This is a genomic window from Pseudomonas sp. Wu6 (genome assembly GCF_019891515.1).
In the GTDB taxonomy this organism is placed as follows: Bacteria; Pseudomonadota; Gammaproteobacteria; order Pseudomonadales; family Pseudomonadaceae; genus Aquipseudomonas; species Aquipseudomonas orientalis_A.
This window is the reverse complement of sequence record NZ_JAFLXH010000024.1, coordinates 25721-47995: the sequence shown is the minus strand read 5'-3', so window position 1 is coordinate 47995 and position 22275 is coordinate 25721. Positions and strand designations below refer to the sequence as shown.

Annotated in this window: 14 protein-coding genes; 1 reads left to right on the top strand and 13 read right to left on the bottom strand. The window is 63.5% G+C overall.

Annotated elements, in window-relative coordinates:
* The 6 genes from J1G34_RS17410 to J1G34_RS17385 form a co-directional block, all read right to left on the bottom strand.
* Positions 1-4806 carry a non-ribosomal peptide synthetase gene (locus tag J1G34_RS17410; RefSeq protein WP_222994405.1) on the bottom strand — a complete coding sequence of 1602 codons (4806 nt, stop codon included), beginning with the start codon at positions 4804-4806 and terminating at the stop codon, positions 1-3.
* A 67-nt stretch (positions 4807-4873) separates the two neighbouring features.
* A complete protein-coding gene (locus tag J1G34_RS17405; protein ID WP_130138465.1) occupies positions 4874-5866 on the bottom strand; it encodes a TauD/TfdA family dioxygenase in 993 nt (330 codons plus the stop codon).
* Positions 5867-6017: 151 nt separating this feature from the next.
* Positions 6018-6956, bottom strand: coding sequence for an ABC transporter substrate-binding protein (locus tag J1G34_RS17400; protein WP_163003348.1), 939 nt, complete (start codon positions 6954-6956; stop codon positions 6018-6020).
* 28 nt (positions 6957-6984) lie between these two features.
* Entirely contained in the window at positions 6985-8028 is a 1044-nt protein-coding gene (locus J1G34_RS17395; protein ID WP_065891673.1) for a FecCD family ABC transporter permease, read from the bottom strand.
* The gene (locus J1G34_RS17390; RefSeq protein WP_065937263.1) at positions 8025-9008 is read right to left on the bottom strand and encodes a FecCD family ABC transporter permease; all 984 of its coding nucleotides are present in this window, start codon (positions 9006-9008) and stop codon (positions 8025-8027) included. Before J1G34_RS17390 ends, J1G34_RS17395 begins: the two co-directional genes overlap by 4 nt.
* Positions 9005-9811, bottom strand: coding sequence for an ABC transporter ATP-binding protein (locus tag J1G34_RS17385; protein WP_065888169.1), 807 nt, complete (start codon positions 9809-9811; stop codon positions 9005-9007). The genes J1G34_RS17390 and J1G34_RS17385 overlap by 4 nt, the downstream gene beginning before the upstream one ends.
* Before the next feature lie 331 nt (positions 9812-10142).
* Between J1G34_RS17385 and J1G34_RS17380 the strand changes: the two genes are divergently transcribed.
* Positions 10143-12350: a TonB-dependent siderophore receptor gene (locus J1G34_RS17380; RefSeq protein ID WP_240996949.1), complete on the top strand. Its 2208-nt coding sequence runs from the start codon at positions 10143-10145 to the stop codon at positions 12348-12350.
* Positions 12351-12552: 202 nt separating this feature from the next.
* Here the strand turns inward: J1G34_RS17380 and J1G34_RS17375 are convergent, their stop codons facing one another.
* The 7 genes from J1G34_RS17375 to J1G34_RS17345 all read right to left on the bottom strand — a co-directional run bounded on the left by J1G34_RS17375 (position 12553) and on the right by J1G34_RS17345 (position 22149).
* Positions 12553-14826 (bottom strand): TonB-dependent receptor, encoded by a 2274-nt coding sequence (locus tag J1G34_RS17375; RefSeq protein WP_262411840.1) that lies wholly within the window; start codon positions 14824-14826, stop codon positions 12553-12555.
* Positions 14827-14975: 149 nt separating this feature from the next.
* The gene (locus J1G34_RS17370) at positions 14976-15959 is read right to left on the bottom strand and encodes a siderophore ABC transporter substrate-binding protein (protein ID WP_262411839.1); all 984 of its coding nucleotides are present in this window, start codon (positions 15957-15959) and stop codon (positions 14976-14978) included.
* Positions 15956-16738: an iron ABC transporter ATP-binding protein gene (locus tag J1G34_RS17365; protein ID WP_065891678.1), complete on the bottom strand. Its 783-nt coding sequence runs from the start codon at positions 16736-16738 to the stop codon at positions 15956-15958. Before J1G34_RS17365 ends, J1G34_RS17370 begins: the two co-directional genes overlap by 4 nt.
* Positions 16735-17682: an iron chelate uptake ABC transporter family permease subunit gene (locus tag J1G34_RS17360; RefSeq protein WP_065937267.1), complete on the bottom strand. Its 948-nt coding sequence runs from the start codon at positions 17680-17682 to the stop codon at positions 16735-16737. The genes J1G34_RS17365 and J1G34_RS17360 overlap by 4 nt, the downstream gene beginning before the upstream one ends.
* A complete protein-coding gene (locus J1G34_RS17355; RefSeq protein WP_083203258.1) occupies positions 17679-18623 on the bottom strand; it encodes an ABC transporter permease in 945 nt (314 codons plus the stop codon). Before J1G34_RS17355 ends, J1G34_RS17360 begins: the two co-directional genes overlap by 4 nt.
* A complete protein-coding gene (locus tag J1G34_RS17350) occupies positions 18620-20377 on the bottom strand; it encodes an ABC transporter ATP-binding protein (RefSeq protein WP_222994404.1) in 1758 nt (585 codons plus the stop codon). The genes J1G34_RS17355 and J1G34_RS17350 overlap by 4 nt, the downstream gene beginning before the upstream one ends.
* Positions 20371-22149, bottom strand: coding sequence for an ABC transporter ATP-binding protein (locus J1G34_RS17345; protein ID WP_065891681.1), 1779 nt, complete (start codon positions 22147-22149; stop codon positions 20371-20373). The genes J1G34_RS17350 and J1G34_RS17345 overlap by 7 nt, the downstream gene beginning before the upstream one ends.
* Positions 22150-22275 lie beyond the last annotated feature (126 nt).

The following is a 22275-nucleotide window of genomic DNA, read 5'->3' as shown; positions in this document are numbered from 1 at the left end:
TCATTGCAATTGCTCGAGCAGGCCGAGGAATTCGTCGTCGGAAAGCCCCGAATCGGCGAAGTCGGCAGCGGTGGCGCGACCAACCTCGGGGGCCAGGCAGTGTTCGAGCAGGGCTTCGATACCCTGCTGGAACTGCTGCGCCAGTGCACCGATCAGGGCCTGGTCATGCACGTGCGGGGCGTAGCGCCACTCGATGTGCAACTGGCCCTGGTCGACCAGGGCGGTCACGTCGAGCAGATGGGTACGGCGGGTGTCGGGGGCGCGCATGGCCGGGCACAGCGGCTGCGCCAGGCGCCACAGGCGCGAACCACCCAGCCACTGGTCGACCCGTCCCAGGTAGTTGAAGGTAAGCAGCGACGCGGCACCCAGCCCGTGCTGTGGGTCGAGGCGCAGCAGACCGTAGCCGATGCCCTGCTCCGGTACGCGGCGCAATGCTTCCTTGGCGGCGATGATCGCGTCCTCCGGCTGTTCGGCGGCACGCACGGCCAATGGGTAACGGCTGGTGTGCCAACCCACCGAGCGCGACAGATCCGGGCCCTGCTCCCAGCCACTGCGACCGTGGCTTTCCATCTCCAGGGTGACCTGCTCACGCCCCTGCCATTGGCCGATTACGCCAGCCAGTGCCGCGACCAGCAGATCCTGCACCTGGGTGCTGTAGGCCCCATGGCAGTCGCCCAGCAACCATTCGGTTTTTTCCAGGGACAGTTTCGTTTCCAGCGTGCGGCTTTCGCCATACACGCTGACATCACGGGCGACGTCGCCCTCCTCGGCCAACTGCGCCTGCCAGTAATCACGCTGGGCCAGCACCTCGGGGGCCTGGCGATGACGCTGCAAGGCCTCGCTCCAGCGATCGAAGCGGGTGGAAACCGCCGGCAACGAAGCCTGCGGGTCGTGGTACAGGCTTTCCAGCTCGTCGAGCAGCACCTGCCAGGACACCGCGTCGACCAGCAGGTGATGCGCCGTACACAGCAGGTGCCCGCTGCCGGTGAAATACACCCAGCGGATCAGCGGGGCTCGATCCAGTTGCCAACCCTGCTGCCACTGCTGCAGCAGCGCGTCGTCCAGCGGCTGTTCGACCACCTGCAGCAGGGTGTCGGCCATCGCCGCCGACAGCGGCTGATAGCGTTGCTGCCAGCCCTGCCCGCTCTGCTCGAAGATCAGCCGCAGGCTGCTGTGACGCCGCAACAAGCTCGCCAGCGCCGGGGCCAGGCGCGCCGGTTCCAGCGGCTGGTGAACGGCCAGCAACAGGGACTGGTTCCAGTACTGTGGCGTGGCCTGCTGCTGGTCGAAGAACCAGGCCTGGATCGGCGTCAGGGCAAAAGCGGCGCTTGGCTCGGCGCTATCGACCTTGGCTTGCTCGACCACACTGGCGAGGTCCACGGCCTGCTCGGCCCAGCCGCTGACCGAAGGGAACTCGAAGATCTGCTTGGGCTTGAGCTGCAGGCCCTGCTGCTTGGCACGGGCGATGATCTGCAGGCTGAGGATCGAATCGCCACCGACCGCAAAGAAGTTGTCGTCGGCTTGCAGTTCGGGCTTTTCGAGAATCTCCCGGGCAATCACCAGCAGGCGCTCGACCCTGGCCCGCTGTGGCGTCTGCGCCACCCGCGCCAGCGCCCGCACGCTGGGCTCGGCGAACAGTTGCTTGGGGGTAAGGGTGATCTGTTGCTGGCGTGCGCGGGCAATGATCTGCAGGCCGAGAATCGAATCGCCGCCATGGGCGAAGAAGTTGTCGTCCGGGCCGATGTTCGGGTGCCCCAGCAGTTCACGCCAGATCGCCAGCAAAGCGCTTTCCAGTGCACTCAACGGCTGCTCGGTACGCGACTCGAGATTGCGCGGTGCTTGCTCGGCCAGGTTCAACAACGCCTGGCGATCGACCTTGCCATTGGCCAGCAGTGGCATCGCCTCCAGGCAATGCCACTGCGCCGGTTGCATGTAGTCCGGCAGGCGTGCCTGCAACGCGGCCTGAATGTCCGCCAGTGCGCTCGGCCCGGCGACCAGGAAGGCTACCAGGCGGTTGCCGGTCAAGGGCGTCGGTGCGTTGAGCACGCGCACGTCATCGACCTGTGGCAGCGCACGCAATTGCGCCGCCACTTCCGAAGGCTCGACGCGGTAGCCGCGAATCTTCACCTGCTCGTCCAGGCGCCCGAGGAACAGCACCCGCCCCAGATGATCAAGGCGTGCCCGGTCACCCGTGCGGTAACCCCGTGCACCGAAGCGCGCCCGATCGGCCTCGCCGGCACTCAGGTAGCCACGCGCCACGGTCGCGCCCTCGATATACAACTCGCCGCTGACGCCAGCCGGCAGCACTGCGCCATCCGGCCCGCGCACGCTGACTTGCACGTTGCCCAGGGGGCGTCCGAGCGGTGCGTCACCCTCACCTTCGACGTCGTGAGTCAGCACGCCCACCGTGGTTTCGCTGGGCCCGTAGTGGTTGACGATGCGCAGCTGCGGGCTTAGGGCGCGCACCCGCGCCAGCAGATCGGCGCCCAGGGCTTCGCCACCGAGTACCAGGCACTGGCGGGGCAACAGGCGCTGCGGCTCGCTGGCCACCAGCAGGGCGTTGAGGTGCGAGGGCACGATCTTCAGCATGTCCACCGGCTGCTGCCCGAGCAGCGCCGCCAGCTCCTCGGCATCGAAGGCCAGCGCTTCGTCCAGCAGGCGCAAGCGCCGGCCGCTGAGCAGCGCGCCGAACAAGGCGGTGTGGCCCAGGTCCGTGGCGCAACTGGCCAGGCTAGTCAGGCTGGCGTCGGCGCTCAAGCGCAGCCGCGCCAGGCAGGCGCTGACATAGTGAACAAGGTTGCCCTGGGTTACCTCCACGCCCTTGGGCCGCCCGCTGGAGCCGGAGGTGTAGACCACGTAGGCCGGCACGTCCGCCGGCACGCGGGTGCGCAGCGGCGCATCGCTGAACAGCGCCTCGACCGGCACGGCCAGCCACTGCACCTGCGTCGGTAACCAGTTTGGCCGTTCGCCCTCACCCACGTAGACACTGGGCGTTGCATTCAGGCAAATATCCTGCAGACGCGACGCGGGCCACTGCGGGTCGAGGGCCAGATAGGTCGCGCCGCACTGCCAGGCGGCGAGCATGTGCATCACCAGTTCGCGGCTGCGCGGCAGGCAAAGGGCAACCCGATCACCGCTCGCACTCAGCGAACCGTGCAGGCGCTCGCCACGGGCGACCACGGCGCTGGCGAGTTCGGCATAGCTCAGTTGCCCCTGCTGATCCTCCAGGGCGATGGCCTGGGGATTCTCCATGCAGTGTTTGGCAAAAGCGTTCCAGGCGCTCTCTTCCGGTACCGGCAGGCATTCGCCAGACAATTGCGAACGCTGGTCGAGAGGCAGCCAGTCCAATTCGGCAAACGGCACGTCCGGCTGCTCCAGGGCCGCCATGACCAGGGCAATGAACTGCGCCTGGAAGCGCTCGACGCTCTCGCGCCGATACAGCGCCTTGCTGTAACGCCAGCGCCCGACGAACTCGGGCAGGTCATCGATGATCACCAGGTTCAATTCGTGGGCCGCACCACGCTGCTCGCCAATCATGCGCTCGATGTAGCGCTCGAACGGCACGTCACGCTCCTTGTTCAGCGTGAACATGTGCTGGAACACCGGTGCCCGGCCCATTTGCCGCGGCAGATCCAGATGCTTGGCCAGGCGCGCGAAGGGATAGTGACGATGGCGCAAGGTCTGCCGGACAGTGGCCGCCACCTGCTTGGCCCACTCAGCACTGGACAGGTCACGGCGCAAACGGCAGCGCACCGGCAACGGGTTGACCAGATAGCCCGGCAGTTCAGCCTGCTCGCGCTTCAGGCGCCAGCCACTGGGCGTACCGAGAACGAAATCATCCTGCCCGGACAGCACCCCGAGAAATTGCTGGAACAGTGAGAACCAATAGACGTAGGGCGTCACGCCCAGGCGTTTGGCGACCGCACGCAGCCGCTCGCTGTTGTCCGCGCCGAAATGAAACGACAGCTCTGCGCCCTCGAAGCCCTGGGTGCTGCCACGGGCGAAGTCGATGGGCAGGTCCAGCGCCGGCGCTTCGGCCAGTTGCGCCTGCCACCAGGTCAGTTCCTCGGCCTCGATCGCCTCGCTGCGCAGGTACAACGCGCTGCCCCAGTTGCGATAGGCCTCGGGGTCGACATCGGCAAGCACGTCGCCATCGACCAGGGCGAACAGCTCACCGAACAGCACGTCGAACGTGGTCAGGTCGGAAGCGATATGGTGGATGCCCAGCAGCAGCGTATGCTCGACACGGTCGCCCGACTGGTTGCTCAACAGCACCAGTCGGCTGACCTCACCGGCAGCCAGATCGAAGGGTTTGTCGGCCAACTCAATGACACGTTGCTGCACACTGGCGGCATCCGCGTCCTGCCGGATTTCGCATTGCAATGAGGTGGGCTGCGGGCGGCTGTCCCACTGCAGCAACTCGTCATCACGTTCGACATAGGCGCTGCACAGGTGCGGATAACGCTGCTGCACCGTCTGCCAGGCCCGCTCCAGACGATGCGGCAGATCTGCCCAGACGTAATGCGGCCTGATACGCCCGGCCAGGGCGATGTTGTAGGCGCAACTGCCGGGCTCCATACGCTGCAGGAACCACAGGGCCCGCTCGTTATCGTTGAGCGGGCGCGCCTGGAAATAGTCAGGGTGACGCGCCAACCAGGGCAGAATTTCCGCACTGCGCACGTGCAGCTCACGCTCCAACTCGGTACTCAGAGCCTCAGGCAAGCCCGTGGAAATCATCAGGCGGCCTTCGCTCGCGGACAGGCGGATACCGCGCAGCCAGCAGTCATGCATCAAGCGATCGAGCATGTGTCGTCCTTCATCGTGCGGATTCGAGGTCAGCCACCCTGGCAGTGGCTTCGAGGATTATTCAGCGTCAGACGGCCGAGGCGGGCTCAGCCATGGCCACCACCACCTTGCGTGCCCCCTGAAAGGTGGAGCGGCCATGGGCGACCAGCATGTTGTCGAGCATCAGCACATCGCCCGCCTGCCAGGGGAAGCTGATCTGGGTGCGCTGCAGGACATCGCGCACATGCTCCAGCGCCTCCAGCTCGATGGGCGAGCCATCACCGTAGAAGACGTTACGCGGCACGCCCTCCTCGCCGACGATCGACACCAGCGTTTCGCGCAGCGCTTCGGGGAGGTTGGAGATGTGGAACAGATGCGCCTGGTTGAACCAGACCCACTCCCCGGTGACCGGGTGCTGCGCGACGGCCTGGCAGACCTGGCGCGTGCGCAGCTCGCCGTCGTCCTTCCACTCGAAGTCGATGTGGTTGAGCCGACAGAAGCGCTCGACCTCGCTGCGATCCTCGGTGCTGAACGCCTGCTGCCAGGAGAGATCCAGACCATTGCCATAGTTGCGCACGTACATCAGGCGCTTGTCGGCGAAACGCTGGCGGATGGCGGGATCGATGCGCTGGTAGACCAGGCGACTGTCGGCGATGGGCGTCTCACCGCCGACCGGCGCGGTCTGGATGCAGTGAAACCAGATTTTCATCGGCCAGTTCAACGAGTAGGACTGCTCGTTGTGCAGCGGAATGACCTGGTGGGCGGGGTATTCGGTCGACGTATACACGCGGCTGTTGAGTTTGGTGCGTGGCGTGGAGGCGTAGTCGTAGGTCAGCAGTTCGTGACCGAAACAGCGGGCGAACTCCTCGAAGTCGTTAGCGTCGCGAAAGGCGAAATCGCGAAAGAGGATGCCACCGGTGGTCTGCAGGTTGCTGTCGGCGGCACGCCGGATCAGCTCTGCGTGATCACGCCAGGAGTCGCCTGGCACAGGGGCCCGCAACACAAAGGGCAGCGGTCCCTCGACACCCGCCTGAACCTCATCGAGTGAATGGTTTGCGCGGTTGAGCAAATCGGTAAGCATCTGCGTTCCTTTGTGCTACTGACGAGGGGCACAAAATTATCGCAAAACCGACTCATTATCAAACACGAACTGATATTATTTAAACCTAAGGTCCTGGGCACTATTTAGCCATCACCCGCGCGGCCGCAGCCGCTTACCCAGGCTGGATGGATCACTTTTCCTGCAGGTTGTAATCGCGCTCGCCAATATGCGACAGCAGCAGGTAGGCCGAGCCGATCATGCCCTGCATGGTGTCGGCAAAACGACTTCGGTTGAAATACAGGAACTGATGGTTCTTCACCGCGAACAGGTTCTGCCACTGCGGCGAACGGCGGAAGGCCTCGGTGCCAGCCTGCGAACCGAGCATTTCCTCATAGGTATCGATGATGAAATCACTGTCGAAGTCGCCAATGCGCTCCAGGCTATAAGGCACGTTCTGACGCGCCTCCTTGAAGGCCGACACGCGCCCCAGGCCGAAATCGGCGATTACGTCATCCATGCCGGAACGGCCGATCAGCTGGAAACCGTCCGGATAGACCTCCAGGGTGGTTACCGTGATACGCCCCGGCTCCTTCACCCGCTTGGCGAATTCGCCGACGATCCATTCGTATTCGTTCAGCAGCTTCTGGTAGCGCTGCTGCTTGCCTACCAGTTCGGCCAGCTCCTTGGCGTAAGTCTTGATGTCGGTCTCGCGCGCCGGCAGCAGCACCACCGGGGCAATGCGGCTGAGGCGCTCTTTCAGGTCCTGGTGATAGGACAGTCCGATGATCAGGTCAGGCTTGAGCGCCGCGATGGCCTCGAGATCGGGTGACTGGTGCGAACCCACATAGCGAATACCGGAGACATCGAAGCGCTGCTGAGCGCCACGGAACAACGCGTCCGAGAACATCTTCTTGCGCCCCGTGGACCCGCACGGGGTTATGCCCAGTTCGAGCAGTTGGGTGGTCAGGCTGAGGTCATGCAGGGAGACCACGCAACGCGGTGCGACGGGTACCTCGACACGGCCGAAACGGTTCTCGAAGACACGGGTTTCGGCGGCGACGGCCTGCATCGAACTCAGGCCCAACAGTACACAGGCTATCAGGGAAAGGGCTTTGAACTTCACCAACATCTTCGTCATATCCTTAAGTGACCACGCGTCAACGGTTGCGTTGCCGCGCCAGCAAAACCAACAGATAAGGCGCACCGATAATCGCCACCACCAGACCGGCCGGCAGTTGCAACGGCGGCAGCAAGCCGCGCCCCAAAGTGTCACCCAGCAGAACCAGTACGGCCCCGAACAGGGCCGACAGCGGCAATAACGCGCCATGCCGGTCACCGCACAACTGCCGCGCCAGGTGCGGCGCGACCAGACCAACGAAGGTCATCACGCCGATATTGGCCACCGTTGCCGCCGTCAACGTGACGCTGCACAGCAACAGCAAGAGCATTATCACCGGTGCATTCAGGCCGCGACTGAGCGCCACGCTCTCGCCCAGTTGCAGGAGATTGAGCTGGCGATGACAGAACAACAGTGGCGTGCCCGCCACCAGCAGCCAGATCAGCAGGCTCTGCACTTGCGGCCAACCACTGCGATGCAGGCTGCCGCCAAGCCACATCAGCGCCGATTCGACCCGATCGATATTGCCGTAGGTGATCAGCAGATCGGCGACGGCACCGAGCATGGCCGTGAGCCCCACGCCAACCAGAATCAGACGCAGCGGGGCAATGCCGCCGCGCCAGGATAGCGCGACGATAAACAGCGCCACCGCCAGACCGCCGAGCAACGCTGCCAGGGGATAGAGCGACAGCGGCAAGGCCTCCGGCCACAGCACCAGGATCAGCAGCATGGTGACGCTGGCGCCCGCCTCCACCCCGACCAATCCCGGCGCAGCCAGTGGGTTACGCGTCAGTGACTGCATCAACACGCCAGCCAGAGCCATCGCCGCGCCCCCGAGTATCGCCAGCAGGATGCGCGGCAGACGCAACTCCCACAGCACGCTGGCCGCCAGCGCCGTCTCATCATCGGCGAACAGGCTCTGCCAGAGCTGAGCCATGCCCGTCGTGTAGCTGCCTACGCTCGCCGCGTACAACGTTAGGCCCATCAGCAACAAGAGCAGCACCAACGCCGCCAGCACATCGATGGGTCGGCCGACCCAGGGCAACCCGGGGCAACGCCTTGGCGTAGTCAGCCAGCGACTCACTTGAGCTTCCTCAGTACCAGCGCGACGAATACCGGGCCGCCAATCAGCGCGGTGACGATGCCGGTGTTGAGTTCGTACGGGCTCACGAGGGTGCGCGCCACTATATCGGCCAGCACCAGCAGCAAGCCGCCCAGCAGCGGCGCGGCCAGCATTAGCTGCCGCAGGTCGTGGCCAACCAGCAGCCGCGCCGCATGCGGCACTACCAGCCCGACAAAACCGATGGGGCCAGCCAACGCCACCGCACAACCGGACAGCAGCACCACGGCCGCCAAACTCAACAGCCGCATCCGCAACAGGTTGACGCCCATGCTGGAGGCCACCTGCGCGCCCAGCCGATAGGCATTCAACGCCCGCACATTGAGCAGGCAAAGCAACATGCCGGCGATCAGGTAGGGCCAGAGCCAGCTTGGCAGGTTTGCACCGCTGATACCCAGCGAGCCGGTCAGCCAGCGACGCAGGCTGTCCAGCCCCTGCTGATCGAGCAGCAGCAGAATCGCGGTGATGGCGCCGAACAGCGCGGCCATCATCGCTCCCGAAAGCGTCAGGCGCACCGGATTGGGCGTGCGCCCGGCCAGCAGCATGACGCCGATGGCGGCCACCAGAGCGCCGCTGAAGGCAAACAGGGGAATCATGGTCATGTCGTTGCCGGGTAGCACCAGCAAGCCAATGACCACGAACAAGGCCGCACCACTGTTGATGCCGAGGATGCCCGGGTCGGCTAATGGATTGTCGCCCACCGCCTGCATCACCGTGCCGGCCAGCCCCAGGCAGGCGCCCACAACCATCGCCACCCACAGGCGCGGCAGGCGCGAACCGCGGATGACACTGTGATCAGAATTACTCGGGTCATACGCCAACAGCGCCTGCCAAACATCGCTCCAGGGGATCGACTTGGCCCCCACGGCCAGGTGCAGCGTCGACGCCAGACCGATGCCGATCAAGATCGATAACCAGATCGACCAGCGCCACCCACCCGTCATCGGGCTACCTGGCTGTGAAGTGCGCGAATGCGCGCAGGCGAAGCCGGCACGCACAGAGGATCACCGGAATGTGGATCGATGAGAATATGCGCATCCAGATCGAACACCGCCTTGAGGTTGGCCGCAGTGAACACCTCGGCAGGCGTGCCCTGGGCGTGCACCTTGCCCTGGCGCAACATCACCAGTTGATCGGCGTAGCGCGCGGCCTGGTTGAGGTCATGCAGAACCGCGACGACAGTGCGTCCCTGGTCACGCAGATCGGCGAGCAGTTCGAGCAAGGCGATCTGATGAGCGATGTCGAGAAAGGTGGTGGGCTCGTCGAGCAGGATGACCGGGGTCTCCTGCGCCAGAGTCATGGCAATCCAGCAGCGCTGTAACTGCCCTCCGGACAGGCTGGTCAGGGTGCGGTCCAGCAGCATGCCGACGTCGGCCAGTGCCACGGCGCGGTCGATCGCCTGCTGATCGGCGTCACTCCACTGCTGCCACCAGCTTTGCCAGGGGTAGCGCCCCTGCATGACCAGCTCGCGCACGGTTATCCCGGCAGGCGAAGCGGTGCGTTGCGGCAACAGCGCTATTTGCCTGGCCAGATCACGTCGCGAGAGCTGAACGTGAGGCTTCCCCTGCAGCAGTACGTCGCCGCTGGCCGGGCGTAGCATGCGCGCCAGCACGTTCAGCAACGTGGTCTTGCCACAACCATTGGCCCCGATCAATGCGGTAAAGCAGCCTTCGTGAATGGTCAGACTGATGTCATCGAGCACCTTCAATTCGTCGAATTGAAGATGAAGCCCCATCGCTTTCAACATGCATACACACTCGAATTCGAACCACCGCGCCAGCGCCCTCTTGGCTCAGAGCCAGCGCAGATTGCCGGGCATGCGGGTTCACCGCGAATCTCGTCCAGCTCAGGGCGGACATTGCCTATCGGGCAGCGTCCAGGCCTTGAACATTTATGCGCATTAGCTTGCAGTAATATCTTGGTGATGACAATAACGCGTGAGCTAGTACAAATATTTCTCATTTAGATGTAGAGTTCGCGCGCTATTGCTGACTGCCACGGCGCACTGGCGTGAAGGAACACAGAAAGTCCTCCGCATTGCGCACACATACCAGAAGACCAGAGGATGTACCTTCGCCATGCGCCAGGTTACGCACCTAAGCCACGAACGTTTCGCCCGACGCCCAGCCTTCAGCATTACCGCGCTAGCACTGGCCATTGCCAGCCTGGGCTCGGGCAGCCTGCATGCCGCTGAGACCAACCCGGCAGCCACGGCTGCGCCGTTGGAGATTGATGCCATCAACGTTACCGGGCAAAGCGTTGAGCAGCCCACCGAACATGTGGTCGGCTATGTAGCCAAACGCAACATGAGCGCTACCAAGACTGACACGCCGATCACCGAGACGCCGCAGTCGCTGTCGGTGGTGACGAGCGACGAGATCCGCGACCGCCAGGCGGAAACGTTGGCCCAGGCGCTGAGCTACACGCCAGGGTTCACCGCCAGCGCGACCTCGTTCAACCGCACTGCGGACCGCTTCCGCATGCGCGGCTTCTCCGTCGAATCCGCCACCGGCGGCTCGCTGCGCGACGGCCTGCGCCTGCAGAACAACTCCTACGACGGCATTCAGGAACCCTATGGCCTGGAGCGCGTCGAGGTCATTCGCGGCGCTGCCTCGGTGCTCTACGGCCAGCTCTCGCCCGGCGGCATGGTAAATGGCGTCAGCAAGCGCCCAACCGAAACGCCGCTTCATGAGCTGCAACTGCAGACGGGCTCCAATGACCGCAAGCAGCTCGCCGCCGATTTCAGCGGCGCACTGCCCGGTAGCGACACCCTGAGCTATCGCCTGACCCTGCTCAGCCGCAACAGCGACACCCAGCAGGATCATCTCAACGACGACAAGATCTACATCGCCCCGGCGCTGACCTGGCGTCCTGACGAAGACACATCGCTGACCCTGCTGTCCTTCTACCAGAAGACCGATACGCGTTTCCCCGCACCCCTGCCCTATCAGTTGGTCAAAGGTGCGGGTGACGGCACCTTCAAGATCGGCCGCCACGACTTCATCGGCGAGCCGGGCTACGACGACATGAATGGCGAGATGTCGGCCCTGGGGTACGAATTCACCCACCACTTCAACGAACACTTCACGCTTAATCACAAGCTGCGTTACTCCGAGTCCGATGTGAAGTGGAACTACTTGCAAGCTCAGACGTCCGCAGCGGCTATCCGCAATGCCGCCAACACCGGCATCCTTGCACGGCAATACAGTGATCGCCGTGAGCGTGCTCGAACCCTGGGCAGCGACACCAATATCGAATCGAAATGGCAGCTCGGCAGCGTCGAGCACACCGTTCTGGTCGGTTTCGACGGCTATGACACTTCCTACGACTCCCATAACTTCCGAGGCGCAGCCCCCAGCCTGGACCTGAGTCGCTACAACTATGGTCAGCCCGTAGTGGTCAACAAAAACCGCTCCTTAGACCGTGGCTCGCAGCTCGACATGCTGCAAAAAGGTGCCTATTTCCAGGATCAGATCAAGTTCGGCGACAAATGGGTCCTGCAGGTGGGTGGCCGCCACGACTGGGCTGACCAGCAGCAGACAGCGCATCGCAATGGCGCCAAGGCCAGCCAAAGCGACGAAGCCACCACCTGGCGCGCAGGCCTGGTCTACCTGGCGGACAACGGCCTGGCGCCCTACATCAGCTATAGCGAGTCGTTCTTCCCGGTTTCCGTTGCGCAAGTCACCGGCCAGACCTTCACCCCCACCGAAGGCAAACAGTACGAAGTGGGTGTGCGCTATCAGCCCAAGGACAGCAATATGCTGCTCAGCGCAGCCGTCTACGAGCTGACCCAGACCAACGTGCTCAAGCAGGATCCAGCGACCGACGAGTTCCGCCAAACCGGCGAGGAACGCTCCCGCGGTCTGGAGCTGGAAGCCAAGGCGGATATCACCCCGGCACTCAGCGTGATCGCCACCTACGCCTATACCGATGCACGCACCACCAAGAGCGCGATCGCCGCCGAAGTGGGTCAACGTACCGACGAAACGCCCTACCACCAGGCAGCCCTGTGGACCCGCTACGACTTCGTCAACTGGGGCATTCCGAAACTGACCGTGGGCGCCGGCGCTCGCTACATGGGCACAACACAGGCCTCGGGTATGGATTCGGCCATGCCAGCCTATACCCTGTTCGACGCCATGGCGCGCTACCGGATCGACGAACACTGGGACGTGACCGTCAACGCCAACAACCTGACCGACAAGCGCTACGCGCAGTGCAGTTTCTCCACCTGCCTCTACGGTGACGAGCGCACCCTGCTGACCTCGGTGAACTTCAACTGGTGACCTGCCGCTCCGCGCGCCGAGCAAGCCCCTTGCTGCGGCGCGCGGCCTTACCTGCCTGACGGACAGAGGCAGCGGGCGACCCATTCTCCGCTCTGGAGAAACCAGATCCTTGATTAATTCCCACGATGCGTCAGAGAGTTCGTAACGCTTTGCCAACCCGGCATGGCGGCATCCTCGGACGCCCCCACGCTCGGGTTAAAGGTTAGAAATCCACCGACGCCGACAGCTGCAGCGTACGCGGCGTACCCAGGCCACCGGACAATCCGCTGCCGTCGCCGCCGCTGTACGAACCGATCCAGTAGGCGCGGTTGGCCACGTTTTCGACATTGGCGCGCAAGGTCACGGGCTTGGACATGACCTTGGTGGTGTAGCGGCCGCCCACGTCAAACACGGTGTAGGACGGCAGTTCCATACGATGGTCGTCGGTGACGTAGCGGCGGCCCACGTAGTTGGTGTTGGCGGTCAGGGTCAGGCCCGGCACCGTTTCCAGGTCGTATTCGGCGCCCAGTTTGGCGATGATCTTAGGTACGCCGGTCACTTGGTTGCCTTCGTTTGATTTGACCAACGCCTTGGTCAGCTCAGCCTGGGTATAGGACGCTCCGCCCATCAGGCGCAGGCCGGGTTGTACTTCACCAAAGAAACTCCATTCCACGCCACGGTTACGCTGCTCGCCGTTGGTGGCGTAGATATTGGTGACAGGGTCGGTGTAGGCGCTGGGTTTTTCAATCTGAAACACGGCCAGGGTGGTGGCGAAGGTGCCCAGGTCGAACTTGGCGCCGGCCTCATACTGCTTGGTCTGGTAAGGGCTGAGGATTTCACCCGAGTTGGCGGCGCTGGTGGGTGCCGTGCCTCCTTGGGACAACCCTTCGATGTAGTTGGCATAGAGCGAAACGTCGTCGGTGACCTTGACCAGCAACGCCGTCGCCGGCGACACCTTGCTGTCGCTGTAGCGGGACGTCTTGACCCGGGCCGGCGTCAGGCCGGCGCTTTCCACGGTCTGGTTGCGCCAGCCTACGGTCCATTGCACGCGGCCATCGAGGAACGACAGGGTGTCGAGGAACGCAAAGCTTCTCAGCTTGGCTTCGCTGCGGGAGGTGACGGCACCGTATTTGCCCAGAGGCGGTGTCGGGCCGAAGTCGAGGTTGTCGTAGTTGGTGACCACATAGTTGGGGATCATCAAGTCCTTGTAGCTCATCTCCGTTTTGTACTGGGTGGCGGCCACAGACCAGGCGTGGCCTACCGGGCCGGTGTCGAACGTGCCCTTGAGGCCGGCTTCACCGGACTTCTGCGTGCCCTGCCCGTCCGAGCGATAAGCCAGCACGTTGATGTCCCCGGTGTTGTTGATCAGCGTGTCACGGGTCATCAGGGCATTGCGGCCACCGTCGCGCTGGCCATAGGCGGCAAAGGCGGTGAGCGAGTCATTCAGGTCGACCTCGCCACGGACCAGCACGGTTTCGGTGTCGTTGATGGTGTAGGCCCAGTCCGGTGCCAGGGAGTGGTTGCCCTTCCTCGGGCTGGGCACTTTATTGACCGCCGGCGAGATGCCGATGCCGAAATAGGTGGCGCCATCCAGGCGCTCACGCTGCTTGTAAGCGTCCAGGGACAGGCGTACGCGCTCAGTGCGCCAGTCCAGGCCCAGGGCGTTGAGTTGCATTTTTTGCTGCTGGTCGTTCACGCTGGTGTCGCCATCGCGGTACACGCCGTTGTAGCGGATACCGAACTGGTTCTGCTCGCCAAAACGTCGACCCACGTCAGCGTGGGCGCCGTACAGCCCCCTGGATTCGTAACTGGTGGTGATCCGCGTCAGCGGTTCGTCGGCGGCGCGCTTGGGCACCATGTTGATGCTGCCGGCGACGCTGCCATCGGGCGGCATGCCGTTGAGCAGTGCGGACGGGCCCTTGAGCACTTCGATGCGCTCGGCCAGTTCGGTCGAACCGCGCAGGTTCGGCGCCATGCCGGCCAGGCCGTTGAAGGTGACGTCGCTGGCGCTGGTGTTGAAGCCGCGGATGAAGAAGGTTTCGAGGATGGACCGCTTGGACGGCACGTTGACCGACGAGTCAGTGGCACCAATCACCGAGCCGATGTCCTTGGCCTGGTGGTTACGCACGAATTCATCGGTGTAGCTGATGGCGTTGAACGGTGTTTCCATGAAGTCCTTGTTGCCCAGCAGCCCGATACGCCCGCCCGTGGCGACCTGCCCACCCGCGTACGCAGGTGGCAGGTCGTCGGCGGCGAGCCGCTCGCCCACAATGGTGGTTTCCGACAGCACCAGGCGGTTCTTTTCCGCTTCGGGCCGGGCCTCGGTGGCCGGCTCCGGTTCAGGCGCCGCCGACACGGCCAGCGAGCCGCCGCTCAAACCGAGCAGCAAGGCCATCTGCACGGCGCAGAACGTGCGGTTCAAGGTAAACGGGAAAGTACGCGGTGTGGCCTGGGATAAATCAGGGTGGGCGCGAGTTGGGCGGCCGTGTTCCGACATGCTGGATTCCTTTCGATGCGAAGTATTGAAGTGCATTCACTAGGATTCCGTACCAGAACCACAAACCCTCAACCTAAATGATAAATATTCGCAAGAAAAAACCGCAACCTGAATGGCAGCGGCTTTGGGTACACGAACGCGTGTCTGGATCAGCCTTTGTAGCCTTGCACCACCTCGTCCGCCATGCGGTTAAGGCAGGTCACACTGGCCGTGCACAGGTACCAGGTCTGGGCGTCGACGAAGATCACGCGGCCGTTGTTCCATGCCTTGGTCTTGCGCAACAGGGGGTTGTCCAGGCTCTTGAGGTCGAGGGCCGGGCGGTGCTCCATCACTGCCGTGCGGTCGATGACGTACAGAATGTCCGGGTCGGCCTGCTGAATGAACTCATTGGAAATCGGCTGGCCATGCAGGCCGGCCTCGATGTCGGGGCTGGCCGGTTTAACGCCCAGGGTGTCGAACACAAAACCGTAGCGTGATTTCACGCCGTAGGAGGTAAAGGCACCGTTGTTATGCAGCACGATCAAGGCCTTCTCGGGGCGACCGGCAGTGACTTGGCGGGTCTGCTCGACCTTGGCATCCATTTCCGCCACTTTCTGGCGGGCCAGTTCCGGCTTGTCGAGGATGCGCCCCAGCAGGGTCAAATGGGCCTTGGCGGTCTCGATGAAATTGCCTTTTTTGTTGGTCAGGTCCACGTCGTCGTACACGGTTGGCGCAATCTGGCTGAGCTCCTTATAGCTCTGGGCCTGGAGCGGAGAGATCAGGATCAGGTCGGGCTTGAGCGCATGCAGGCGCTCCAAGTTGGGCTGGATGGTCGTGCCCACATCCGCGACATTCGTGTCGTCACGGTAGCGAGTGAGGAAGCTGGCGACGTAGTCCTTGGCGATGCCGACCACCGGGGCCCCGAGTTGATCCAGGGTGTCGAGCTCGCTCATGTCGAAGGCCACTACCCGCTGGGGCAACTGAGTGACCACGGTGGTGCCCAGCGGATGCTCGATGGTGATCGGCGCGTAGGCCGCCTGCGCCGCGACCGAGGCCTTGGCCTCCGGCGCCGGTTTGTCACACCCCTGCAGCCCGGCCGCCACGGCCATCGTCAGCAGCAGCGCGCGCATTCTGTTCGTGTGATCAGTGCTCATGTCAGTTCCCTTGAAGGTGATGGATTGAAGTAGTTGCAAACGAAGCCTTGTTGGCTGTGCAGAATCTCGAAATCCAGGTCGAACAGCTCGCGCAGGTTGGCCTCGGTCACTACCTGGTCGACCGGGCCGTGACGGTGGATAGCGCCGCCCTTCATCGCCACGATATGGTCGGAATAATTGGCCGCAAAGTTGATGTCATGCACCACCAGGATCACTGTGCGACCTTGCTCATCACACAGGCGGCGCAAGGCGCGCATGATGTGAACAGCGTGCTTCATGTCGAGGTTATTGAGCGGCTCATCCAGCAACAGGTAATCGGTTTGCTGGGCGATGGTCATTGCCAGGAACGCCATCTGCCGCTGCCCGCCGCTGAGCTCGTCGATGTAGCAAAGGCGCAGCGGTTGCAGTGAAAGAAACTCGATGGCTTCGTCGATCACCACCCGGTCCTGGGCGGTGAGTGCGCCTCGGCTGTAGGGGAAACGCCCGAAAGCCACCAGTTCTTCGACGGTCAGGCGCAGGTTGAAATCCGGCGACTGACGCAAGGTGGCGACGCGCTTGGCATAGTCACGCACCGGTACGTCGGCGATGTTGCGCCCGCCTATCAGTACATCGCCACGGGTAGGCGTCAACAGACGGGCGATCAACATCAACAAGGTGGATTTGCCCGCTCCATTGGGGCCGATCAATGAGGTCACTTGCCCCGGCGGGAACTGCACGCTGACGTCACTCAGCACATGCTTGGCGCCATAGGCTTTGTAGACGTGTTGCAGAGAGATCATGCGGTGCCTCGGGTTCGGATCATCAGCGCGAGCAAATACACACCGCACACCAGGTTGATGAGAATGCTCACGGAGGTGTTGTAGTTGAGCCATTGCTCCACCAGGTACTGAGCGATGATGAAAATGCCAATGGCAATCGCACAGCCCAGGGGCAAGGTGACCCGGTGCCGCGTGGTGCCGGCCAGGGCGTAGGCGATGTTGGCGACGAACACGCCCATGAACGCGGTCGGCCCCACCAGGCTGGTGGACACCGCCACCAGAATGGCGATCAGGGCCAGTTGCAGGTGCACGCTGCGTGGGTAGTCGACCCCCAGGGAAATCGCCTGGTCACGTCCCAGGGCCAGGACATCGAGCACCGGCAACGTGCGCTGGGCGATGAAGCACACCGCCGCCACCAACACGCCCGAATAGATCACCTGCCCCGGTTGCGCCTTGTTGAATGAGGCGTAGTTGAATCCCTGGAAAATCGAGAACTCCCCGGGGCTGATCTTCAACTGGATGAATTGGGTGAAGGTGCCCATCACCATGCTCAACACCAACCCGAGCAGCAACAGCAGGTACACGTTGTGACTGCCGTTGCGCAACAGCCAACGGTGGATGAGCCAAGAATAGCCGAGCATCAACAGCACCGATAACAGCACATTGCCGTCACGCCCCAGCAGCAGGCTCTGGGTGCCCAGCAGCAGAATCAGCAACGCCTGGAACAACAGGTAGATCGCCTCGTAGCCCATGATCGCCGGCGTGAGGATGCGGTTGCCGGCGATGGTCTGGAATATCACCGACGAATACGCAATGCACACGCCGGCAATGCCGATTGCGGCCAGGCGGGTAAGCCGCTTGGGAATGACGTAATCGAAATCCAGGCCCGAGCCCAGCAACAGAAACCCAACGGCCAGCAACAGGACCAGCAGCCAAAGGCCATAACGGGTAGCCATGTGTCTCATGTGTACTTCCGGATCAGCAGCACCAGGAACACCACACCGCCAATGCAACCGGCAGTCAGGCCGATCGGCACTTCGAAGGGGTAGATCAGCAGGCGGCCGAGGATGTCGCAAATCAACAGCAACGAGGCGCCGCACAGGGCGACGATGGGCAGCGTGCGCTCCAGGTTTTCACCGTAGTGCAGGGCCACCAGGTTGGGAATCACCAGCCCGACGAAGGGAATCGCGCCCACGGTAATCACCGTGGCGGAGACGGTGACGGCCACCAGCATCAAGCCCAGCGCCGCGTTGGCGGCGTAGTTCAGGCCCAGGCTGCTGGCCATGCCCTCGCCCATGCCCAGTACGGTGAAACGATGGGCATACAGGTAGGTCAGCACGACAATGGGCAGGATCAGGTAGATGATCTCGTAATTGCCCTGCACGATCTTCGAGAAGTCGCCGAGCATCCAACCCTGCATGCTCTGCAGGATGTTGTGGCGGTAGGCGTAGAACTCGGCGACAGCGCTCAGCACGCTGCCGTACATCAGGCCGATCACCGGCACCATCACGGTGTTCTTGAACTGGATGCGCCGGATGATCGCGACATAGATCAGGCTGGCGGCAAAGCAAAAGGCCAGGGCGAACAGCATTCTACCGGCGGCCCCGGCACCCGGCGCGACCGTCAGGGAAATCAGGATGCCCAGCTTGGCGGCATCCAACCCACCGCTGGTACCGGGCTCGACGAAGCGGTTACGCACGATCTGCTGCAGGATCACCCCGCACACGGCCAACCCGACCCCGGTGAGGATCAGCGCGGCCAGGCGTGGCAGCCGGCTGGCGGTGAGGGTCAGCCAGGCGTCGTCGGAAAAGCTCAACAGCTCGACCCACGACACCTGCTTGACCCCCACCATCAGCGACAGGCCGCACAGCACGACAAACAGGACGACTACTGCTGTACGACTCAAGAAGCGTCCTCACCCGCGATCCGCCAGCCTTTTGCCGCCCTGCGCTGGGCGAGAAAGTGGGCATACAGCCCGGGTTTGGCGCTCAATTGGGCATGGGAACCTTGCTCGCTGAGCCGGCCTTGATCGAGCACCAGGATCTGGTCGGCCATGACCACGGTCGACAGCTGATGGGCGATAACGATCAGCGTGCGTTTGCCGCGCAGCCGCGCCAGCGCTTCGGCGATGGCGGCCTGGTTCTCGGCATCAAGGGCCGCGGTGGCTTCGTCGACCAGCAGGATCGGCGCATCCTTGATCAGCGCACGGGCGATGGAGATCCGTTGGCGTTCGCCACCGGATAAGCGTGCCCCGCCCTCGCCCACCGGTGTGTCCAGGCCCTGGGGCAGTCGCTCGATGATTTCCAGCACGCCGGCTTGTCGCGCCGCTTCCATTACCTCGGCATCGCTGGCCGCTGGTTTGCCGATACGGATGTTGTCGGCAATGCTGCCCTGGAACAGGTAAGCATCCTGGAAAATCTGGCTGATCTGGCCGGCCAGTTGCTCACCGGACATCTGGCGCACATCCACGCCGCCGACGCTCACTTGGCCCTGGGTCACATCGAAGAAGCGTGCGATCAAGCGCACCAATGTGGTCTTGCCCGAGCCGGAAGCGCCCACCAGTGCGGTCATGCTGCCCGGTTCGATGCGCAGGCTGACCTCGCGCAGCACGTCGGGCTGGCCCTCAGCGTAGGCGAAACTGACGTTGCGCAGTTCGACGCTGCTATCGACAGGCGCCTCGGGGGCCTGTGGCTGCGGCAGCGGCTTGACTGCAAAAATCTCGCGCACCGCGCCCAACTGGCCACGGGCACCGCGCAGCACTTCGCTGTAGCCGGCCACTTCCAGCAGCGGGTCGATGAAGCGGCTGACCAGCAATAGCGTAATCATCACGGCGATGACCGAGCCCGCTTCCAGGCCGGCGCCCAGCAGGTCGCCCAGCCACAGGGTGGCAGCCACCAGCAGCGCAGCAAAACCGGCCTGCACCGCCCACGCATTGAACACCACCGACATCGCCGATACGTGGATCAGATGCCTGGCAGCCTGCTGCTGGCGACCGATGGCCTGTTCGAGGAACCGGGTACCGCCGTCCTCGCCATTGAAGGCACGCAGTACCGACTGCGCCTGGGCGAACTCGACCATGCGCTGACTGGTCAGGGCGGCGTTGTGCTGGAAGTCGTGGTCGGCTCGCTGCCCCAACCGCGCCGTCAACACGAACACGCCCAGCAGCACCGGCAGGGTCGCCAGGGCCACCAGGCCCATTGGCCAGTGCAGGATGAACAGCGCGATGAGAATCACCACCGGCGTGACCACACCGGTCAACAGTGGTGTGAACACGTGTGCGGGCAATTGCGCCATTTCCATCATGCCCGAGGTCGCCAGGTGGCTGAGCCGCGCCGTGTTGTGCGCGCTGAACCAGCCGACGGGCAACTGCGCCACATGGTCGCCAAGGCGGTGGCGCCCGCGCTGGAGCACGGCGATGCCGACGCGGATGCCGGCTTTTTCGACGCTGCGTCGCAGTGCCCAGCACACCACCACACCGATGACCAGCGCGATCAGCCACTGCGCGGCGGCGCGGGTATCCCCCGCCAACAAGTGGGTGAGGATCGGCACCAGCATGACAATCGTCACCCCGCAGAGCAGGCCATAGACCAGCGCCATCGCCAGGTAGCGGCGCAGCACCGAAGCGTCTTCGCCGAGCAGTTGAATAAAGGTTTTCAGCATGACGACACCGCCTGTTCCTTGGCTTGTTCATAACCGCCCAACGCCCACAGCCTGGCGTAGCGACCTTTGCGCGCGAGCAACTCGGCGTGGGTGCCTTGCTCGCAGAGGGTGCCGTTGTCGATCAGGATGATCTGGTCGGCGTGCATCACCGTGTCGAGCCGGTGAGCGATCACCATGAGCGTGCGCCCCTGGGCGAATCGCGACAGGGCTTGTTGCAGCTTGACCTCATTCTCGGCATCGGCTGCCGCCGTGGCTTCATCCAGTACCAGCACGGGTGGGTCGAGCAACACGGCGCGGGCGATGCTGACGCGCTGCAACTCACCGCCGGAAAGCTGTGCATCTTCACCGATCACCGAGTCATAGCCCCGTGGCAGGTCCAGGATGCGTTCGTGGATGTTCGCAATACGCGCGGCGGCCTCGATTTCCTGCTGGCTGGCCGAGGGACGGCCCAGGGCGATGTTGTCGCGCAGGCTGGCGTGAATCAGGCGTACCTCCTGCAACACGAAACCGATACGCCGGTACAACTGGGTGCTCTCGATGTGGCGCAGGTCGACACCCCCCAGGGTGATACGCCCTTCGGTAGGGTCGAAAAAACGCAGCAGCAGGCGCGCCAGGGTCGACTTGCCGGAACCGGATGCGCCGACGATGGCGGTCACGGTGCCCGGCTTGAGGGTGAAGTTCAGGTCCTGGAGCACCGGGGCGTCGTCGTTATAGTGGTAGCTCAGGTGTTCGACGCGAATTTCAGCGTTTGCCGGCAGTGGTGCTGACGCGCCTGGCAGGGTTTCGAGCACCGGGGTTTGCAGCAGGGTCTGCACGCGCTGGGCGGCGGCGGTCGCGTTGTTCAGGTCGTGGGTGATATAGCTCAGCAGCAACAGCGGCGCGCAGATGCCTGGAGCGACCAGCGCAAACGGCAGGATGTCCACCGGAGCCAGCCAGCCCTGGCTCACCCCCAACGTACCGGACGCCAGCACCACACCGAGTACCGCCACGGGCGTGATCATGGCGTGGGCGTTGGCCATTGCACTGACCAGTGGCCGGGTGAAGTCGGTAAACGCAGCGGCAAAGGCATCCACCGCACTCCGGTAACTGCCATGGGCCTTGCCCTCGGCGCCAAATGCCTTGACCACGGGAATGCCGTTGACGAACTCGATCACGGCATTGTTGATGCGCATCATGCCGGCGCCGAACGCTTGCATGTTCGCGCCACTGGCCTTGGTGGCGCGGGTGAAAAACAGGAAAAACAGCGGGAATGGCAGCAGCGAGACAATCGCCATGCGCCAGTCCATGGCAAACAGGTAGAGGATAGCGATGATCACCGCCCCAAGCGTACGGCCGAGGGTGGTGAAAAAATGCGCCGTCAAGCTGTGCAAGGTGCCGATGTCATCCTGCATCGCCTGCTTGACCTCACCCGAAGCACGACGGGTGAACCAGCCCAGCGGCACCCTGGCCAACCGGCGGGTGATGGCCTGGCGCAGGTGGCCGGTGATGTGGTTGTCGGCCAGGTGCGCGACCATCTCCCCCAGCGAAATCAAGGTCATGCCCAGGAACAGGCAGGCCAGGCTGACGCCGACTACTTGCCAGACCGGGCCTTGCAGCTGGACCCAACTGGCTGCGTCACCCATGGCCAGTCGCGCAATGTGGGCGATGCCGGCCAGGGGCACCAGGGTCAGCATGGTCCCAAGGGCGGCCAGTACCGCGGCAAGTATCAGCCGCCCGCGAATGGGGCGTAATACCTGGGATACCGAACCGATGGGTGTGTCTTTAACGCTCATGAGCTCTCCTGAATAACCACTGCCGGCCACCGTGTGGCGTACCTGGCGTCCTTTTGCGTTCGAGCGTTTTGCACCGTGCCTACCGTGTATTTCGAACGATGCGACGAAACCCTCAATGGCGCTGCG

Bases quoted from the DNA above. Each gene is read 5' to 3' on its own strand.
- J1G34_RS17380 (WP_240996949.1), top strand. From the start codon at position 10,143: ATGCGCCAGGTTACGCACCTAAGCCACGAACGTTTCGCCCGACGCCCA.
- J1G34_RS17400 (WP_163003348.1), bottom strand. From the start codon at position 6,956: ATGTTGGTGAAGTTCAAAGCCCTTTCCCTGATAGCCTGTGTACTGTTG.
- J1G34_RS17365 (WP_065891678.1), bottom strand. From the start codon at position 16,738: ATGATCTCTCTGCAACACGTCTACAAAGCCTATGGCGCCAAGCATGTG.
- J1G34_RS17375 (WP_262411840.1), bottom strand. From the start codon at position 14,826: ATGTCGGAACACGGCCGCCCAACTCGCGCCCACCCTGATTTATCCCAG.
- J1G34_RS17410 (WP_222994405.1), bottom strand. From the start codon at position 4,806: ATGCTCGATCGCTTGATGCATGACTGCTGGCTGCGCGGTATCCGCCTG.
- J1G34_RS17350 (WP_222994404.1), bottom strand. From the start codon at position 20,377: ATGCTGAAAACCTTTATTCAACTGCTCGGCGAAGACGCTTCGGTGCTG.
- J1G34_RS17390 (WP_065937263.1), bottom strand. From the start codon at position 9,008: ATGACGGGTGGGTGGCGCTGGTCGATCTGGTTATCGATCTTGATCGGC.
- J1G34_RS17345 (WP_065891681.1), bottom strand. From the start codon at position 22,149: ATGAGCGTTAAAGACACACCCATCGGTTCGGTATCCCAGGTATTACGC.
- J1G34_RS17385 (WP_065888169.1), bottom strand. From the start codon at position 9,811: ATGTTGAAAGCGATGGGGCTTCATCTTCAATTCGACGAATTGAAGGTG.
- J1G34_RS17360 (WP_065937267.1), bottom strand. From the start codon at position 17,682: ATGAGACACATGGCTACCCGTTATGGCCTTTGGCTGCTGGTCCTGTTG.
- J1G34_RS17370 (WP_262411839.1), bottom strand. From the start codon at position 15,959: ATGAGCACTGATCACACGAACAGAATGCGCGCGCTGCTGCTGACGATG.
- J1G34_RS17405 (WP_130138465.1), bottom strand. From the start codon at position 5,866: ATGCTTACCGATTTGCTCAACCGCGCAAACCATTCACTCGATGAGGTT.